Raw genomic sequence first — 16,877 nt, forward strand, 5'->3', positions numbered from 1 at the left:
AGCATTTGCTTTTTTTGATAAGAAGAAAGTATCTTTGTTAAAACAAAAGGAGTAAAGATGTTCGAATTTGACCAGTATTTAGGTTTTTTAGCGTTTCTAACAATTTTGACAATCGGTTTTTGGTTGATGATATTCCTATTGACCTTTGTGGTTCCTTACTGGTTGATTGGAAACCTTAGGGAAATGTTCAAAGAAAGACGAGAGGCCAAACGTGCCCAACTCGAAGAATAAAATATATCTAAGGAGCCAATTGGCTCCTTTTTTTTATCCACTATTTAGCTTTCGTATGATCGAAGGCTATTTTTTTGCCCTATAGTTTGGGTTCATGTACGGAGTGACAAAATAAAAAAGCAGCCATTCGGCTGCTTTTCCTGTTCAAGTTTCGGGGGAACTCTACCGTTTCTTAATATTGTCCCTCATCATCATCACCTCCACCTTGTCTGTCCTCTCCGCGACGACGTTGTTCCTTTGGTTGGTTAAATCTGTAAATAAAGGATAGGTTCACCTGCCTTTGTCTCCATTGAAATTCACTATCGGAGGTAAAAGTAGGGGTCTGCGTAAACGACATTCGCTTTCTGGTGTTAAAAACATCGCTGACATTTAAGGAAACGGTTGCGTTATCCTTGAACAAATCTTTACTAATGGCCAAGTTAAGGGAGAACATACCCTTGTTCTCCGTTTGGGCATTTTGTGTGGGACCCATGTAAAAAGAGTTCAACTGAAGGTCTATTTTCTTGGGCAAAGTAAATTTGGAGCTCATTCTTGCAAACCAGCTGGTGTTCTCTGCCCCAAAATCCACTCCATTAAAAGTTCCTTCGGAACTAAACGTGAAAAAGTTAAAGCTTCCGTTTATGCGCCACCATTTAGCAGGGTTGTAAATAGCTCCCGCTTCGGCACCAATACGTTCGTTGGTGGAAAGGTTAATGGGAACCGAACGAATTATTTGGATACCGTCCGAAGTGATTTCCCCGGTCTCCTCCTGTATACGCTCAAAGGAATTGGTTTCTCTCTGATAATACACCGATGTGGTAAGGGTCAATTTTTTCCAACGCTTCAAATATCCCAAATCAAATGCATTGGCAAAGGCTGGGTCCAAGTCTGGGTTACCCTGAAAAACATTGGTCCTACTCGAACGGGAAGGGAATGGATTGATAAACCAACCTCTTGGCCTATTGATCCTACGGTTGTAACCCAGCGAGATATTTTCAGTTTTTGAAATTTCATAGATAAGGTTCACTGTTGGAAAAAGTCCTAAGTAATTCTTATCAAAATTCAAATCAACATCTTGGCCCACAATTTCCTGCAGGGCCTCGCCATCAATAGTGGAATCCACGCTACCAATAAGCTCTGTGTTTTCCAAACGAAGACCAAGCAACATCGAAATTTTACCATACTTGTTTCCGTATTGGGTGTAAATGGCGTTTACGTTTTCGCGATAGGTAAAGATGTTGGTCAAATCCCTGTTGGTTGCAAATTCACCTGTTCCAATGTTCAAGGTGTCCAACTGAAAATCGCTCACCTCTTTTTCAAACGTACCGCGGTAACCTGCCTCAAATTGTGCATCGCCCATAGGCAACACATAATCGATTTGGGCCAAAATATCATCTTGGGTCTGGATTTCGTAAATATTTTCCCGTGCCAACAAATCCGTGTTGGGTACGATATTGCTTTCTTGGATTTCTGTCAGTACATCTTCATCATCATACGAATATTGAAAGTCTGCCGTCAATTCGTGCCCATCATCATTAAAACGGTTGGTGTAGTTGAAGGATACTTGATAACTATTGTCGTTTTCAAGCTGATTTTCGGTCCTAAAGGTTCTGCTGCTCAATTCGCCGTCCATAAAACGTTGGTTGTCGTTTTCGGTCAAATCGTTCTCATCGGACCATCGGTAGAAAAAACTACCGGTTACGGAAGACTTCTCGGTTAAAAAATACTCCATTCCAATGTTCAGGCTCAAACCATTATCATCGCGGTTGATGTCCCTGTCTTCAATGATTCGGTCAAAATCACTTAAGTCGGTCAAATATCTGTTGTCGAAAAATCCATTTCCTGGGGGTTTTCTTTTAAAGTATCCCAGCGTATTGAAAATATTGAATTTTTCTGTCCGAATATTAAAATTGGAGGTTACCCTGGCATTCAACGGATCACCAATAGTTGCATTGATGGAACCATTGATTCCAAGGGTTTTCTCCTTTTTAAGGACAATGTTAAGAATACCTGCCGTACCCTCTGCATCATAACGGGCCGAAGGACTGGTAATTACTTCGACCTTTTCAATGGCGTCGGCAGGTAGTTGCTGTAATATATCGGTAGACCCAAAACCTGCCAAGGCAGATGGCTTACCGTTGATAAGAATACGTACGTTATCATTTCCACGAAGGCTGATGCCTCCTTCAACATCAACAGACACCGAAGGAATGTTCCCGAGTGCATCACTGACGTTACCACCGCTAGTGGTGATGTCCTTACCTATGTTATATACTTTTTTGTCCAACCGCACCTCAACAGTGGTTTTTTCACCTACTACTTCTACCTCTGCCAGTTGTGCCACATCTGGCGATAGGGTGATAGTGCCCAAGTTGGTATCTGAATTATAGGTTTGTGCTTGAAGGGAATAGGTTTTGTAGGAAATGAATTCTACACGAATATTGTATTTACCGGGAGCAGTTTCGATTTCAAACTCACCCGAAAGGTCGGTAATACCTCCGGTAACTTGATCTGGACTGTCCGCATTTTGCAGCACAAAGGTGGCATACTCCAAGGGTTGACCTGATTCGGAATCGACAACCTTCCCAGAAAGGGTAATGGATGATTGATTTTGCTGTGCTACACTTTGAAAAGTGGTAAGGGTCAGAAGCAATAACGGGATAAATATCCTGTGCATAGTTTGATTTTTATGCCACAAAATTGACAGAAAATAAATGCACATAAAATATTAATCCCTCAACAACGGAATTGAGCCTGCGAATGACCTTAAAGAATTGTTAACCCTTGTCTTTTTTGTCCTTTTTTCTCTTCTTTTTCCTCTTGGCCTTGAATTGGTTTTCCTGTAGTTCCATAAAGGCCTCGAATTTATCTTCGGGAAGTCCGGCCTTCAGTTCCGCATCTTGGCGCCTTTTGATTTTTTCTACCTCTTCTTTCATTTTAAGAGGTTCCAATTGCAATATTTGAAGTTCGATACGTTGTTGTACGGATTGAACCAATGAGGTGCGTACCACGGCCTGTTCAAAAGGGTCCAATTCAAGGGCTTCCGTGATGGAAGGCATTTGCGAATCCACAATTTCTTCTGCTGTTGGGGGTGTCTCCTCCTTTTGGGTTTCCACAGGTCCCGCTTGGGGTATTGAGGTTCTGCCCCTGCCGTACATACTGCGGTTGCCATAAGGCGACCCATAGCCAAATTGCGCGGACAAATCGTTTACACAAAGCATACCCGTCAAAAGAGTAATGTAGAAGAGGATTTGTTTTCTTTTCATGGGATAAAGATAGTATTTAGGTTGAAAAAACCCGTGGAAACGGTGTTAAATGTAACTGGCTATCAAGCTCATAGTAAGTTGGAAATGTTCTCTGGCGGTCTGCCAACAACCGCTTTTTTTCCATTTACAACAATGGGTCGTTCAATCAGTTTTGGATTTTCTGCCATCGCTGTGATCACTTCCTCGTCCGTCAACGTTTTTCCCTTGAACTTTTCCTTCCAAATCGCCTCGGTTTTTCGAACTAGGTCAATTGGAGCAATGCCCAGATACGCAATCAAGGTTTTCAGCTCCTCTTTACTGGGTACATCATCTAGATATTTGACCACTTCAAATGCCTTGCCTGACTTTTCCAAAATGGCCAGACCTTCTCGGGACTTTCTACATCTTGGATTATGATAAATCTTAATCATGTCTTTATTTTAATCTTGTTCTTCTTTTTGCCCCATCATCATTAAATAGGCCTTTAAAAATGCATCTAGATCGCCATCCATGACGGCATCCACATTACCGGTCTCTTCCCCGGTTCTCACATCCTTTACCAATTTGTACGGATGCATCACGTAGTTACGAATCTGCGATCCCCATTCAATCTTCATTTTAGAGGATTCGATTTCGGCCCGGGCCTCTTGCTTTTTGCGCAGTTCGATTTCATAGAGCTGCGATTTCAGCATTTTCATGGCCGTTGCCCTGTTATCGTGTTGCGAACGGGAATCGGAACAGGATATTTGGATTCCGGTAGGTTTGTGCACCAACTGCACCTTGGTTTCCACCTTGTTCACATTTTGTCCGCCCGCACCACTGGAACGTGCCGTTGTGATTTCGATTTCGGAAGGATTCACCTCAATTTCAATGCTGTCGTCCACTAGTGGGTACACATACACCGATGCAAAGGAGGTGTGTCTCTTCGCATTACTATCAAAAGGGGAAATGCGCACCAAACGATGCACCCCGTTTTCTCCTTTTAGCCACCCAAAGGCGTATTCCCCTTCAATTTCAAGGGTTACCGTTTTTATACCCGCCACATCACCCTCTTGGTAGTTGAGTTCTTTGATTTTATAACCGTTCTTTTCGGCCCACATCATGTACATGCGCATGAGCATGGATGCCCAGTCGCAACTTTCCGTTCCCCCGGCACCAGCGGTGATTTGAAGCACGGCGGTAAGTTCATCACCTTCTTCCGAAAGCATGTTACGGAACTCCAATTTTTCAATGGCGTCAGTGGCCTTATCAAACTGCTTGGAGACCTCCTCTTCGGAAACCTCCCCAGCTTGTAGGAACTCCATAAGGACCTCAAGGTCGCCGACCAGAGTTTTGGCCTCCTCAAAGTCTTCTACCCATTTCTTTTTGGATTTGATGGACTGCATTTGTTTTTGGGCTTCTTGCGGATTGTCCCAAAAACCGGGAGCGAGGGTTTTTTCTTCCTCGTTCTCTATTTCAATACGTTTGGCATCGATGTCAAAGATACCTCCTTAACGCACCAAGGCGCTCAATAAGATCTTTCTGCTGATCTGTGGTTACCATGTAATCTATTTTGAGGTAAAAATAAGTTTCTTTCGGCACATGACCTTAAGATATCTTCAATACTATTCGAATAGAAAAAGGGAACAGTAAAGTCACAAAAAATAAAAATCTCCAATAGGGCAGGGTAGATTTTATGAATTTCCCTTTTTAATCGCAGTACTATTTTTTGGCAGGTGAATTTTAAAATGATTTCCATATTTTTAAGGCACTAATTCAACCAGCTCATGAAGAACACTACTACACTCATCGCCCTTTGCTACTTTATTTGTGCCTCCCTCGGGGCCCAAACATTCGAAAAGACCAAGGATTTTCAGAAATTCAAGGGCTATTTTGATTTTTATTATGATGATTCCACCGACAAGATTTATCTGCAAGTGGATAATCTGGAGAAGGATTTTTTATATGTGTATTCCCTCAGTAGCGGTATCGGCAGTAATGATATTGGCCTAGATCGCGGTCAGTTGGGCAACGAACAGGTGGTTTTCTTCCGCAAGGCAGGCAAAAAACTCCTACTGGTACAGCCTAATTTGGAGTTCCGGGCCATTACCGATAATGAACTGGAAAGAAAATCGGTGGAGCAGGCTTTTGCCAAATCCATTTTGGAGGGATTTGAAATCGTGGAGGAATCCAAGGGCAGTTATCTCATAGATTTTACGGACTTTTTGATGCGCGATGCCCATGGGGTTTCCAACCGATTGAAACGGGGCAAACAGGGTTCGTACAGCTTGGATAAATCCAAAAGTGCTTGGGCCTTTGACCGTACCAAGGCATTTCCAAAAAATGTGGAGTTCGATGTTACCCTTACCTTTAAAGGCGAACCAGAAGGTGCATGGATACGTTCCGTGACACCAACGCCCAGCTTGGTCACCGTGGCGCAGCACCATTCCTTGATTGAATTACCGGATGAAAATTTTGAAAAAAGGGAATACGACCCACGAAGTGGAGGTTATCCTTTTTCGTATTATGATTATGCGACACCGGTTCAGGAATCCTTGGTGAAGCGATTCATTAGAAGACACCGTTTGCAAAAGAAAGACCCCAATGCCGAAATTAGCGAAGCTGTTGAGCCCATCATTTATTATTTGGATAACGGGACACCGGAGCCCATACGTTCCGCACTATTGGATGGTGGAAAATGGTGGAATCAGGCCTTTGAAGCTGCTGGCTATAAGGATGCCTTTCAAATGAAAATATTGCCCGATGATGCCGACCCTCTTGATGTTCGCTACAATGTAGTGCAATGGGTGCACCGCTCCACAAGGGGATGGAGCTATGGAGCCAGCGTGGTAGATCCACGAACAGGAGAAATCCTGAAAGGTCACGTGAGCTTGGGAAGTCTTCGAATCCGTCAGGATTTTATGATCGCACAAGCTTTGATGAACCAACCATTTGCGGAAAGGGATGATAATTATCAACCCATGTTGGAGTTGGCCCTTGCAAGAATACGCCAACTCTCCGCACACGAGATAGGACATACCCTCGGGTTTGCCCATAACTTTGCGGCAAGTACCAATAATAGGGCTTCTGTAATGGATTATCCACATCCACAATTTGAGCTCAAAGGAGGAGACATCAGTTTTGAAAACGCCTACGATACCGGTATTGGAGAGTGGGACAAAGTAACTGTAGCCTATGCCTATTCCGATTTCCCAAGTGGCACCAACGAGAAGGAAGCTCTGAACGCTATTTTGGAGAAAGCACAGCAGGAAGGACTGCGCTATATTTCCGATCAGGATGCGCGTCCACAAGGAGGTGCCCACGCCTTGGCCCATTTGTGGGACAATGGTAAAATTGCCAGTGAAGAACTGGAAAAAATGTTGGAAATCCGGAAAAAGGCGATCCAAAACTTTTCTGTGGACAACATAAGGACTGGAGAGACGTATTCGGTACTCGAAGATGTATTCGTACCAATTTACTTTTTCCACAGGTACCAAACCGAAGCAGTTTCCAAAGTCATCGGCGGATTGGATTATAACTATGCCGTAAAAGGAGGTGGACAAACCCCGGTAAAACCAGTTAACCAAGCGGTTCAGGAGAAAGCTTTGGAGTCCATATTAAAAACGTTGGATGCCGAAGTCATTGCGGTACCCAAGGATAAACTGGACCTCTTTCCGCCACGTGCCATCGGTTTTGACCGTTCAAGAGAGTCTTTCAAGGGTCGCACCGGCGTTAGTTTTGATGCACTTTCTGTGGCCGAGACAGCGGCCGACATGACGTTGGAATTATTGTTGCACCCAGAACGGGCTTCCCGATTGATTCAGCAAAAGAGTTTGGATAAAAATCAAATGGGACTTAAGGAGGTGTTGGATGAAACAATTAAAGCGACCATAGATCGCTCGCATCGGGATGACTACGAAGAAGAAGTTCAGCATACCATTAATTTTAGGGTGTTATATCATCTAATGAATCTTGCGGCTCACAATGCCGTTCATCCACAGGTTAATGCCGTCGCCAATGAAGCGTTGGACAATCTTAAGACCCAATTGCTGACAGATGGGAAAAATGCAATTTCAGCGGAAATGGTAAGGCGTATTGATGCCTTTATGAAAGAACCTTCAGAATTCAAACTTATTCCAGTGTCCACAATACCCGATGGGTCACCTATTGGAATGGACTGTATGGACTAAACAATTTTATGGAAATAAACTTAATAAGTGACACGGTCACTCGACCTTCGGCAGGAATGTTGGAGGCCATGATGAATGCAAAAGTAGGGGATGATGTGTTTAAAAACGACCCTACGGTCAATGAATTGGAAACCAAGGTTGCCGCTTATTTCGGGATGGAAGCTGCGCTCTTTTTTCCCAGTGGCACTATGACCAATCAAACAGCAATAAAACTACATACCCAGCCCGGAGATCAGCTGATTTGTGACAAGTATGCCCATATCTATAATTACGAGGGAGGAGGCGTTAGTTTCAACAGTGGGGTTTCCTGTAAGTTGGTGGACGGTCATCGCGGCATGATGACAGCCGAACAGGTGGAAGCCTCCATCAATCCACCAGATTTTTATCACAGCCCATTGACCACTTTGGTCTGTATCGAGAATACCACCAACAAAGGAGGCGGAGCCTGTTGGGATTTTGAGGAATTGAGGAAAATCCGCAGCGTTTGTGATAAGCATAATCTAAAATACCATCTGGATGGTGCCCGACTTTGGAACGCTTTGGTAAAAAAAGGAGAAGACCCAAAAGCCTACGGCTCGTTGTTCGATACCATTAGTGTATGTTTGAGCAAGGGTATGGGGTGCCCTGTTGGCTCTGTATTGGTAGGGGGTCAGGACCATATCGACAAAGCGCTTCGCATCCGAAAAGTATTTGGGGGAGGTATGCGCCAATCGGGCTATTTGGCGGCGGCAGGCATCTATGCTTTGGACAACAATATAGACCGACTAGCGGAAGACCATCAAAAGGCGAAAGAAATAGGGGAGGTACTCCAGACCCTGGATTTTATCAAAAAGGTGGAGCCCATCGAGACCAATATCATCATTTTTGAAATCAACGAGCATAAAATGTCATCCGAAGCATTTTTGGAGCAGTTGACCAAACATAAGGTCTCCATCATTGGGATGGGTCAGGGCAAACTGAGGATAGTCACCCATTTGGATTACACCGATGGCATGCACCAGCATTTCTTAAAGGTTTTGAAAAGTATAGGATGATCGTATGGTCACTTCGAGTGGTTTTGGCGCAGCCAAAATTGTATCGAGAAGTGTATTTGTTTCCTTGTCATCAAAAAAGTGTTGCAGTAAAAGGTTCTCTATACGTTTCCTTTGGAAACACTCGAACTGACACGATTTCTTGGAATGATTATTTTAACTATTTTAGAAAGTCCCAAATTCTATCGAGAAATTAGCAACCATAATGATAACCTATTTTGTGTATATCCTACAATGCTCTGACAATACGTTTTATACTGGAATAACTTCAGATTTAACGGGTAGGTTGGAATCTCATCAACAAGGAAAATATCAAAATAGCTACACGTATTCCCGGAGACCTGTAGAATTGGTTTATTATTGTGAGTTTACAGACCCGAACAAAGCTATTCTCACGGAAAAGCAAATAAAAAAGTGGTCTAAAAGTAAAAAACAAGCTTTAATAGCAGGTGAATTTGACAAACTTCCTAATTTATCAAAGAAAAGCTTCAAAAAATGATTGGTTCTCGATACATTTCCTCCGGAAATACTCGAACTGACATGATAGGGCTAAATTGTCACTTCGAGTGGTTTTGGTGAAGCCAAAAGTGTATCGAGAAGTGTATTTGGTTTCTTGTGATCAAAAAAGTGTTGCAGTAAAAAGTTTTCGATACGTTTCCTTTGGAAACACTCGAACTGACATGATAGGGCTGAATTGTCACTTCGAGTGGTTTTGGCGAAGCCAAAAGTGTATCGAGAAGTGTATTTGTTTTCTTTTTATTAAAAAAGTGTTGCAGTCAAAGGTTCTCGATACATTTCCTTCGGAAACACTCGAACGGACGACTGAATTCTAAAATCTAGTGTCTCAATACTAATATCTCACGAGGATTATTTCATAAAAGCATCCATTCCCGGAATGTTGGGCATGCCTTCCTTGGCTACAGCCGCCAATTCAGCTTCATTGATTTTAGTAGCCTTTTCAATGGCTTTATTTAGGGTTAACACCAAATAATCCTCAAGTTGTTCCTTGTCTTCCAATAAAGAATCGTCAATACTAATGGATTTAATCTCACGATTCGCCGTCAAGGTCACTTTGAGCAATCCATCAGAGGACGCCTCATCGATCATTACCGTATGCAATCGCTCCTTGGTCGCTTCCACTTTCTTTTGGGTCTCCTTGATTTTGCCCATCATTCCCATTAAATCTCCAAACATATCTTTACAATTTTCGCTTGTCCGTTCACTATCAAAACAAGCCGTGTTTTACTATTTGTCAAACGTAAGGACAAAAGTAGTAAATTGGCCAAAACACTTTCCATGAAACAAATGATTTCAAGAATATCTGTTCTGGTTTTATGCCTTATTTTTGCCACCGCTTGCAAGAACAACAAAGACGAAGCCATGAATATTACTCCGCCTGTAGCCCCAAAGCATCCAACAAAGCTCGAAAAACACGGTGATGTTAGAATCGATGACTACTATTGGATGAACAATAGGGAAGACCAACAGGTGCTCGATTACCTGAATGCGGAAAACGACTATTTCCAAAAAATGACCGCCCATACCCAAAAATTCCAGGAGGAACTTTTTCAGGAAATGAAGGCCCGAATCAAAGAAGATGATGAATCCGTCCCCTACCAATTGGACGGTTATTGGTACATTACCCGTTACGAAGAAGGCAAAGAGTATCCCATTTATTCCAGAAAAAAGGGGAGCTTGGAAGCCGAAGAAGAGTTGTTGTTCGATTGCAACCAAATGGCCGAAGGACACGAATATTTCAACCTTCGGGGCGTTTCCATCAGTCCAGATAACAAATTGGCTTCCTTTGGAACGGATACCATATCCAGAAGGCAATACAATATTCAAATAAAGAACTTGGAATCGGGCGAAATATTCCCGGATATCATTGAGAACACTACCGGAAGTTCCGTCTGGGCCAATGATAACAAAACGCTTTTCTACACCAAAAAAGATCCGGTAACTCTACGGTCAGATAAAATTTTTAAGCACGTTTTGGGTACCTCAGCTGATGAAGATGAGCTGGTTTTTCACGAAAAGGATTCCACTTACAACACTTTTGTGTACAAGACCAAATCCCGTGATTATATTGTTATCGGTTCCAGTAGTACGCTTACTTCCGAATATCGCTTTTTGGATGCCGATGATCCCAATGGAAAATTCAAGGTGTTTTCGCCACGTGAAAAAGGCGTGGAATATTCCATTTCCCATTTTGAGGATGATTTTTACGTGTTGACGAATAGGGATGGTGCGACCAACTTTAAATTGATGAAAACGAGTGAAAACAACACCTCATCAGAACATTGGGAAGAATTTATTCCGCATGATGAAGAGGTATTGTTGGAAGATGTTGAAATTTTCAGGGACTATTATGTGGTCACCGAGCGCAGGAACGGGCTCAGCCAAATGAAAATTGCCAAATGGGACGGTTCGGACAGTTATTATTTGCCTTTTGAAAGCGAAACCTATGTAGCAGGACCTTCGGTGAATTTGGATTTTGATACCAAAGTGCTTCGGTATTACTACAATGAAATGGGCGAGCCTTACGCCGTTATTGATTTTGACATGGAAACACGAACCAAGACTGTGATGAAGCAGCAAGAAGTCTTGGGAGGCAAATTCGACAAAAACAACTACAAAACAGAGCGGTTATGGGCTACCGCAAGGGATGGTAAAAAAGTACCCATTTCCATTATCTATCGCAAGGATACTCCTTTGGATGGTACCAGTCCGTTGTTGCAATATGGATATGGTTCCTATGGAGCTACCATGGACCCGTATTTTTCGTCCATCCGATTGAGTTTGTTGGATCGTGGCTTTATTTATGCCATCGCACACGTGCGTGGCGGCGAATATTTGGGAAGACCTTGGTACGAGGATGGAAAATTATTGCAGAAAAAAAACACCTTCACTGATTTTATTGATGTCAGTAAATTTTTGATAGAACAAAAATATACCAGTTCCGAGCATTTATATGCCATGGGTGGTTCTGCCGGTGGACTTTTGATGGGAGCCATCATTAATATGGAGCCGGAACTTTATCATGGTATCATTGCTGCGGTACCTTTTGTGGATGTGGTCACCACCATGTTGGACGATACCATTCCATTGACCACGGGCGAGTACGACGAATGGGGTAATCCGAACGAAAAGGAATATTATGATTACATGAAATCCTATTCGCCATACGATAATGTGGAGGCCAAGGCGTATCCGCATATGTACGTATCCACGGGTTTGCACGATTCCCAAGTACAGTACTGGGAACCTGCCAAATGGGTGGCTAAATTAAGAGAATACAAAACAGATAACAACCTCCTGTTTTTGGATACCAATATGGATGCAGGACATGGCGGGGCATCGGGCCGTTTTGAGGCCTTGAAGGAAACAGCAAAGGAGTATGCCTTCATTTTGGACTTGGAAGGAAAAGCCCTTTAAAAATAAAATGTTACATTTGCACCGAACAAATGCCTTATCTTTGAGGGTATTGTTCCCTACCTAATACCAGTTATGAAGAAACAGATAAATGCGCACAGCAATATCCTAGACCTAATTGGAAGTACCCCCTTAGTTAAGCTAAACAGAATTACTGCCCCCCTAACCGGAAACTTCTATGCGAAATTGGAATGTTTCAATCCGGGACATTCCGCAAAAGATAGAATTGCGATTCATATCATCGAGGAGGCAGAGCGAAAGGGCATCTTAAAGCCTGGCAGCACCATTATTGAGACTACCTCAGGGAATACAGGCTTTAGCCTGGCCATGGTAAGTATCGTGAAAGGGTATAAGTGCATTTTGGCCGTAAGTTCAAAGTCATCACCGGACAAAATAGATATGTTGCGTTCCATGGGAGCCAATGTTTATGTATGTCCAGCGCACGTGAGCGCAGATGACCCCCGTTCCTACTACGAGGTGGCCAAACGTTTGCACAGTGAAACACCGAATTCCATATACATCAACCAATATTTTAATGAGCTCAATATTGATGCCCATTATTCCAGCACTGGACCTGAAATTTGGGAGCAGACCAATGGTCAAATTACCCATTTGGTAGCATGTAGCGGAACAGGAGGGACTATTTCGGGAATTGCACGCTATCTGAAAGAGCAAAACCCCAACATCAAGGTTTTGGGTGTAGATGCATACGGTTCCGTTTTGAAAAAATATCACGAAACAGGGGAATTCGACCACAACGAAGTATACCCATATCGAATTGAAGGACTAGGTAAAAACTTGATACCTGCCGCTACCGATTTCAACGCCATTGACAGGTATGTTAAGGTAACCGATGGTGAAAGTGCGCACATGGCCCGCAAATTGGCCCATACCGAAGGTATTTTCGCCGGTTACACCAGTGGTGCAGCGACCCAAGCCCTGTACCAGTTGAATACCGAAGGAGAATTTACCGAAGATAGCAATGTGGTGGTAGTTTTCCCAGACCACGGTTCCAGGTACATGAGCAAAGTTTATAGTAACGAATGGATGGAGAATCAAGGCTTCTTTGATATCCAGAACGCCGAAATACCCGAGGAAATCAAGTATATTAAATAAACCAGTACCCTATAATACCTCAACTACGGCGATGAAATTTCATCGCCGTTTTTTTTATCTGAAAATTTCGTTATGCAAGGTTCGTAAAAATCTATACTTTTGCAGATGAATTAACATTAAGGTAGATGAGAGATTTATTCGATAGAATCATTGAGAACAAAGGACCTTTGGGAAAATGGGCCTCACAGGCTGAAGGCTATTTTGTTTTTCCCAAGTTGGAAGGACCAATTTCCAACAGAATGAAGTTTCAAGGAAAGGACGTTATAACGTGGAGTATCAATGACTATCTAGGTTTAGCCAACCTACCTGAAATCAAGAAAGTGGACGGGGAAGCCGCTATGGAGCACGGAGCCGCCTATCCTATGGGCGCACGTATGATGAGCGGCCACACCGATTATCACGAACAATTGGAAAAGGAATTGGCCGAGTTCGTGAACAAGGAAGCTGCTTATTTGCTCAATTTTGGATACCAAGGATTTATGTCCGTGGTGGATGCCTTAGTTTCCAAAGACGATATCATTGTATACGATGTGGATTGCCATGCTTGTATTATTGATGGTGTTCGTTTGCACATGGGCAAGCGCTTCACCTTTAAGCATAACGATGCTGAAAGTTTGGAGAAGAATTTGGAGCGTGCCACCAAATTGGCCAGCGAGACCGGTGGCGGTATCTTGGTTATTTCTGAAGGAGTTTTTGGAATGCGCGGTGAGCAAGGTATCCTTAAGGAGATTGTAGCGCTCAAGAAAAAATTTAAGTTCCGATTGTTGGTAGATGATGCCCACGGATTTGGAACCTTGGGTAAAACAGGGGCCGGAGCAGGCGAGGAGCAAGGCATTCAGGATGATATTGATGTTTATTTGGCCACTTTCGCCAAGTCAATGGCCGGAATCGGTGCTTTTGTTGCCGCTCAAAAGGAAATCGTGGAATACTTAAAATATAATTTAAGGTCGCAAATGTTCGCTAAGTCATTACCTATGGTTTACGTAAAAGGCGCCTTAAAAAGATTACATATGTTGCGTACCATGCCAGAGCTTAAAGCTAAGCTTTGGGAGAATGTGAACGCACTCCAAAATGGATTAAAGGAGAGAGGGTTCGATATTGGTACAACGACCAGTTGCGTTACTCCCGTTTACTTAAATGGTAGTATTCCCGAAGCGATGGCCTTGGTGAAGGATCTCCGTGAAAACCATGGGATTTTCTGTTCTATTGTGGTATATCCCGTAATTCCGAAGGGGTTAATCTTGCTTCGTTTGATTCCAACCGCAACACACACCATGCAAGATATCGAGGAAACCTTGGACGCTTTCTCAGCAATCAGGGAGCGCTTGCAAAATGGAACCTACAAAAGACTTTCTGCTGCCGTAGCGGCGGCCATGGGAGAGTAATTTCTTTATGGGCTCACTTTAAAAATCTTAATTGCAGCGGACTTTGTTCCGCTGCAATGCGTATTGGGTGTTTCCTCGCCGCCATCTTCCCTGCCTTACCTCGTTTTCATTGAAGGGATTTATGCTGGTATCACCGTTATAATATTGAAGATAAACCGCTGGTGAACCTTGGTACGACACCAGTTGCCATGTTCCAGAGCTATTTCCGTAGGAAGCTCCCTGGGCATTGCCACCATAATCCCCTTCCACACTGAACGAACCATCCGTGTTCATTGAAAAAGTACCATTGGCACAAAAATTCACATAGGTAATGGAACTGGCCATGCTATCGTTTACGTATGAGGTACGCTGGTAAAAAACCAACTGACTCCCGGAAATGATGTTCAGCAACCCTTGGTTGTCAAGTTCAGGGTATTGACCATCAGTATTTACAGGGGATGGTGGATTGGGGGTTCCATTTATAGTATTCCCCGAAACACCGCTATTATCCCTCATGTAGGGGGTCAAATCGAAACTGCCCAAATTGTGAAGATCAGAATACTTGTAAAAGGGTTCATTGTATCCCGTGGCACGAACGCTCATTTGCAAACCGGAGAGATTGGCTTCAAACGGAACAGGCCCATCCAAACCGTAGATTTGACCGTTCAGCCGAGTGTCGGTACCCGTGGCCCTTATAGCAAAACTTGCTCCCACTGCGGCCAGCATACCGTGGTATTCATCGCCCACCCGTTTAAATTGTATGGAAATACTTTCCGAAGTGTTTATGAAAGTCCCTACAAAGTTGGAACTTTGCCCAAAAGCAGCAAACACGGTTAAGACAAGGATACTAAAAAGCAGTGTAATCTTTTTCATAGGCAGCGATAATAGTTCTAAAGCTATCAAAAAGATGCTTATCCCACAATTAAATTAGATATTCGGTATGCTTCAATCTTATTGTTCCAAACGTTCCACCATCAATGAAGCGAATAGGTTGACCCCAGTTCGGATACAGCTTTCATCAACCGCAAAATTTGGTGAATGTGTTTGTGCGATGATACCCTTTTCGTAGTTGGAGCCGCCCATAAAAAAGTACACACTGGGCACTTTGGGCTGAAAAAATGCAAAATCATCACTCCTTCCATCAGCTACCACCCCATGCAGGCGAAGCACCCTATCTTCACCGTAGATACTTGATAATTGTTCCAAGCTTTCGTTTACAAGTCTTTCGTTGTTGTCCAGCGTGGGAAATACATGTACCAATTCTGCTCCCAAAAAATCATTGGTAAAATCCGATTGGCCAATTTGCTTTTTAAGTTCGGGCAAGGCCGCATCCCGCTGTTTTTTGTCGCTAAAACTTAAAAAAGCACTGATTTTAACACCTTCCTCCGTTTCTTTAACCTTGAAATTTCTGTTATCTACGGTAGTGTAATCGGTGTAAATGGATTTGGGGCCCGCAATACCAATTTCTGGGTCGCCCATATTCTGCATGTTCCAAAATTTACTGTCTTTGGGAACATTTTCAAGACCATGGACCTGCTTTTTGACGAATTCCGTCAAAGCTTCGGTATTGCCAATGTCCTTGAATCTGAGATCCACCCTTTTGTAGTCGGAGAACATTTCCTCTGGTTTTGCGGCAATGGTACCGGCAGGGAATGGCGTTACATGCATGGCATACATTTCTTCGGGGTCGATCAACTGGAACAATCCATCGTCCATCATGGCCAAGGCTCCTTTTATATTTTCTTCGGAAGGCTGAAAGACAAAATAGATGGTTCCTTCCAACCGTTCCCTTTGCGCTGCCAAAACAGTGGCCATCCCAAGTGCTACGGTAGTATGTACATCATGACCGCAGATATGACGAACCCCCTCAGTTTCCGATGCAAAAGCTACCACATCGGGCGCATTGGATGGCATAGCGTCCATATCGGCCCGCCATGCTATCTTTTTACCGGGTTTGCCTCCCTTTAAAATACCAACAACCCCATAGCCACCAATTCCAGTTTTAACTTCCAAACCAAGTGAGCTCAGATATTCGATTACCTTTTGCGAGGTACGCTGTTCCTCTCCACCAACTTCAGGATGTCGGTGAAAGTCCCGACGAATCTTTACAAGGCTGTCAAATATCATCTCAGTATGTTCTTGTACATCCTTGTGGATGTTTTGTTGACTGAACGCTGCTATGGAGAAGAGTACGTATAAAAATAAGGTTAATGTGTAGGATGGATTTCTTGGCATCATGTTAATCTTGTTTTGTTTGATGCAGCAAAGATGCGATGCAATGCTCGGCCTAACCTGACACATATGTGACAA

Annotated in this window: 14 protein-coding genes; 7 read left to right on the forward strand and 7 right to left on the reverse strand. The window is 43.3% G+C overall.

Going from position 1 to position 16,877, the window contains the following annotated elements; translation table 11 throughout:
* Positions 1–57 precede the first annotated feature (57 nt).
* Positions 58–231 (forward strand): hypothetical protein, encoded by a 174-nt coding sequence (locus ABNE31_RS10615; RefSeq protein WP_293284996.1) that lies wholly within the window; start codon positions 58–60, stop codon positions 229–231.
* Positions 232–403: 172 nt separating this feature from the next.
* On the opposite strand, the gene ABNE31_RS10620 is transcribed toward ABNE31_RS10615, so the two are convergent.
* The 4 genes from ABNE31_RS10620 to prfB form a co-directional block, all read right to left on the reverse strand.
* On the reverse strand, positions 404–2,887 hold the full coding sequence (locus ABNE31_RS10620) for a TonB-dependent receptor (protein ID WP_293284994.1): 2,484 nt from the start codon (positions 2,885–2,887) through the stop codon (positions 404–406).
* A gap of 100 nt (positions 2,888–2,987) precedes the next feature.
* Complete coding sequence (locus ABNE31_RS10625; protein ID WP_349351108.1) at positions 2,988–3,476, reverse strand: hypothetical protein; 489 nt, start codon at positions 3,474–3,476, stop codon at positions 2,988–2,990.
* 68 nt (positions 3,477–3,544) lie between these two features.
* On the reverse strand, positions 3,545–3,886 hold the full coding sequence (gene arsC / locus ABNE31_RS10630; protein ID WP_179385598.1) for an arsenate reductase (glutaredoxin): 342 nt from the start codon (positions 3,884–3,886) through the stop codon (positions 3,545–3,547).
* A 9-nt stretch (positions 3,887–3,895) separates the two neighbouring features.
* A protein-coding gene (prfB, locus tag ABNE31_RS10635) for a peptide chain release factor 2 (RefSeq protein WP_179385597.1) occupies positions 3,896–4,997 on the reverse strand; the annotation gives its coding sequence in 2 pieces (ribosomal slippage) (positions 3,896–4,933 and positions 4,935–4,997; 1,101 coding nt in all).
* A 224-nt stretch (positions 4,998–5,221) separates the two neighbouring features.
* On the opposite strand from prfB, the gene ABNE31_RS10640 reads away from it, so the two are divergent.
* The 3 genes from ABNE31_RS10640 to ABNE31_RS10650 all read left to right on the forward strand — a co-directional run bounded on the left by ABNE31_RS10640 (position 5,222) and on the right by ABNE31_RS10650 (position 9,154).
* The gene (locus tag ABNE31_RS10640; RefSeq protein ID WP_349351109.1) at positions 5,222–7,624 is read left to right on the forward strand and encodes a zinc-dependent metalloprotease; all 2,403 of its coding nucleotides are present in this window, start codon (positions 5,222–5,224) and stop codon (positions 7,622–7,624) included.
* An 8-nt stretch (positions 7,625–7,632) separates the two neighbouring features.
* Complete coding sequence (locus ABNE31_RS10645; protein WP_349351110.1) at positions 7,633–8,658, forward strand: GntG family PLP-dependent aldolase; 1,026 nt, start codon at positions 7,633–7,635, stop codon at positions 8,656–8,658.
* 202 nt (positions 8,659–8,860) lie between these two features.
* A complete protein-coding gene (locus ABNE31_RS10650) occupies positions 8,861–9,154 on the forward strand; it encodes a GIY-YIG nuclease family protein (protein ID WP_179385594.1) in 294 nt (97 codons plus the stop codon).
* 368 nt (positions 9,155–9,522) lie between these two features.
* On the opposite strand, the gene ABNE31_RS10655 is transcribed toward ABNE31_RS10650, so the two are convergent.
* A complete protein-coding gene (locus ABNE31_RS10655; protein ID WP_179385593.1) occupies positions 9,523–9,849 on the reverse strand; it encodes a YbaB/EbfC family nucleoid-associated protein in 327 nt (108 codons plus the stop codon).
* A 102-nt stretch (positions 9,850–9,951) separates the two neighbouring features.
* On the opposite strand from ABNE31_RS10655, the gene ABNE31_RS10660 reads away from it, so the two are divergent.
* The 3 genes from ABNE31_RS10660 (at position 9,952) to ABNE31_RS10670 (ending at position 14,588) form a co-directional block, all read left to right on the forward strand.
* A complete protein-coding gene (locus tag ABNE31_RS10660) occupies positions 9,952–12,090 on the forward strand; it encodes a S9 family peptidase (protein ID WP_349351111.1) in 2,139 nt (712 codons plus the stop codon).
* Between the two features lie 72 nt (positions 12,091–12,162).
* The gene (locus tag ABNE31_RS10665; RefSeq protein ID WP_349351112.1) at positions 12,163–13,203 is read left to right on the forward strand and encodes a cysteine synthase family protein; all 1,041 of its coding nucleotides are present in this window, start codon (positions 12,163–12,165) and stop codon (positions 13,201–13,203) included.
* A gap of 125 nt (positions 13,204–13,328) precedes the next feature.
* Positions 13,329–14,588, forward strand: coding sequence for an aminotransferase class I/II-fold pyridoxal phosphate-dependent enzyme (locus tag ABNE31_RS10670; protein WP_179385590.1), 1,260 nt, complete (start codon positions 13,329–13,331; stop codon positions 14,586–14,588).
* A gap of 27 nt (positions 14,589–14,615) precedes the next feature.
* Here the strand turns inward: ABNE31_RS10670 and ABNE31_RS10675 are convergent, their stop codons facing one another.
* Positions 14,616–15,440, reverse strand: coding sequence for a hypothetical protein (locus ABNE31_RS10675; protein ID WP_179385589.1), 825 nt, complete (start codon positions 15,438–15,440; stop codon positions 14,616–14,618).
* Positions 15,441–15,518: 78 nt separating this feature from the next.
* A complete protein-coding gene (locus ABNE31_RS10680; RefSeq protein ID WP_349351113.1) occupies positions 15,519–16,805 on the reverse strand; it encodes an amidohydrolase in 1,287 nt (428 codons plus the stop codon).
* Between the last annotated feature and the right edge of the window lie 72 nt (positions 16,806–16,877).

Source organism: Flagellimonas sp. MMG031, from assembly GCF_040112705.1.
Classification (GTDB): Bacteria; Bacteroidota; Bacteroidia; order Flavobacteriales; family Flavobacteriaceae; genus Flagellimonas.

What these genes read in the sequence shown, in the direction of transcription:
- ABNE31_RS10650 (WP_179385594.1), top strand. Translation starts at nt 8,861, where the DNA reads ATGATAACCTATTTTGTGTATATCCTACAATGCTCTGACAATACGTTT.
- ABNE31_RS10675 (WP_179385589.1), bottom strand. Translation starts at nt 15,440, where the DNA reads ATGAAAAAGATTACACTGCTTTTTAGTATCCTTGTCTTAACCGTGTTT.
- ABNE31_RS10660 (WP_349351111.1), top strand. Translation starts at nt 9,952, where the DNA reads ATGAAACAAATGATTTCAAGAATATCTGTTCTGGTTTTATGCCTTATT.
- ABNE31_RS10645 (WP_349351110.1), top strand. Translation starts at nt 7,633, where the DNA reads ATGGAAATAAACTTAATAAGTGACACGGTCACTCGACCTTCGGCAGGA.
- ABNE31_RS10670 (WP_179385590.1), top strand. Translation starts at nt 13,329, where the DNA reads ATGAGAGATTTATTCGATAGAATCATTGAGAACAAAGGACCTTTGGGA.
- ABNE31_RS10655 (WP_179385593.1), bottom strand. Translation starts at nt 9,849, where the DNA reads ATGTTTGGAGATTTAATGGGAATGATGGGCAAAATCAAGGAGACCCAA.
- ABNE31_RS10680 (WP_349351113.1), bottom strand. Translation starts at nt 16,805, where the DNA reads ATGATGCCAAGAAATCCATCCTACACATTAACCTTATTTTTATACGTA.
- ABNE31_RS10625 (WP_349351108.1), bottom strand. Translation starts at nt 3,476, where the DNA reads ATGAAAAGAAAACAAATCCTCTTCTACATTACTCTTTTGACGGGTATG.
- arsC (WP_179385598.1), bottom strand. Translation starts at nt 3,886, where the DNA reads ATGATTAAGATTTATCATAATCCAAGATGTAGAAAGTCCCGAGAAGGT.
- ABNE31_RS10615 (WP_293284996.1), top strand. Translation starts at nt 58, where the DNA reads ATGTTCGAATTTGACCAGTATTTAGGTTTTTTAGCGTTTCTAACAATT.
- ABNE31_RS10640 (WP_349351109.1), top strand. Translation starts at nt 5,222, where the DNA reads ATGAAGAACACTACTACACTCATCGCCCTTTGCTACTTTATTTGTGCC.
- ABNE31_RS10620 (WP_293284994.1), bottom strand. Translation starts at nt 2,887, where the DNA reads ATGCACAGGATATTTATCCCGTTATTGCTTCTGACCCTTACCACTTTT.
- ABNE31_RS10665 (WP_349351112.1), top strand. Translation starts at nt 12,163, where the DNA reads ATGAAGAAACAGATAAATGCGCACAGCAATATCCTAGACCTAATTGGA.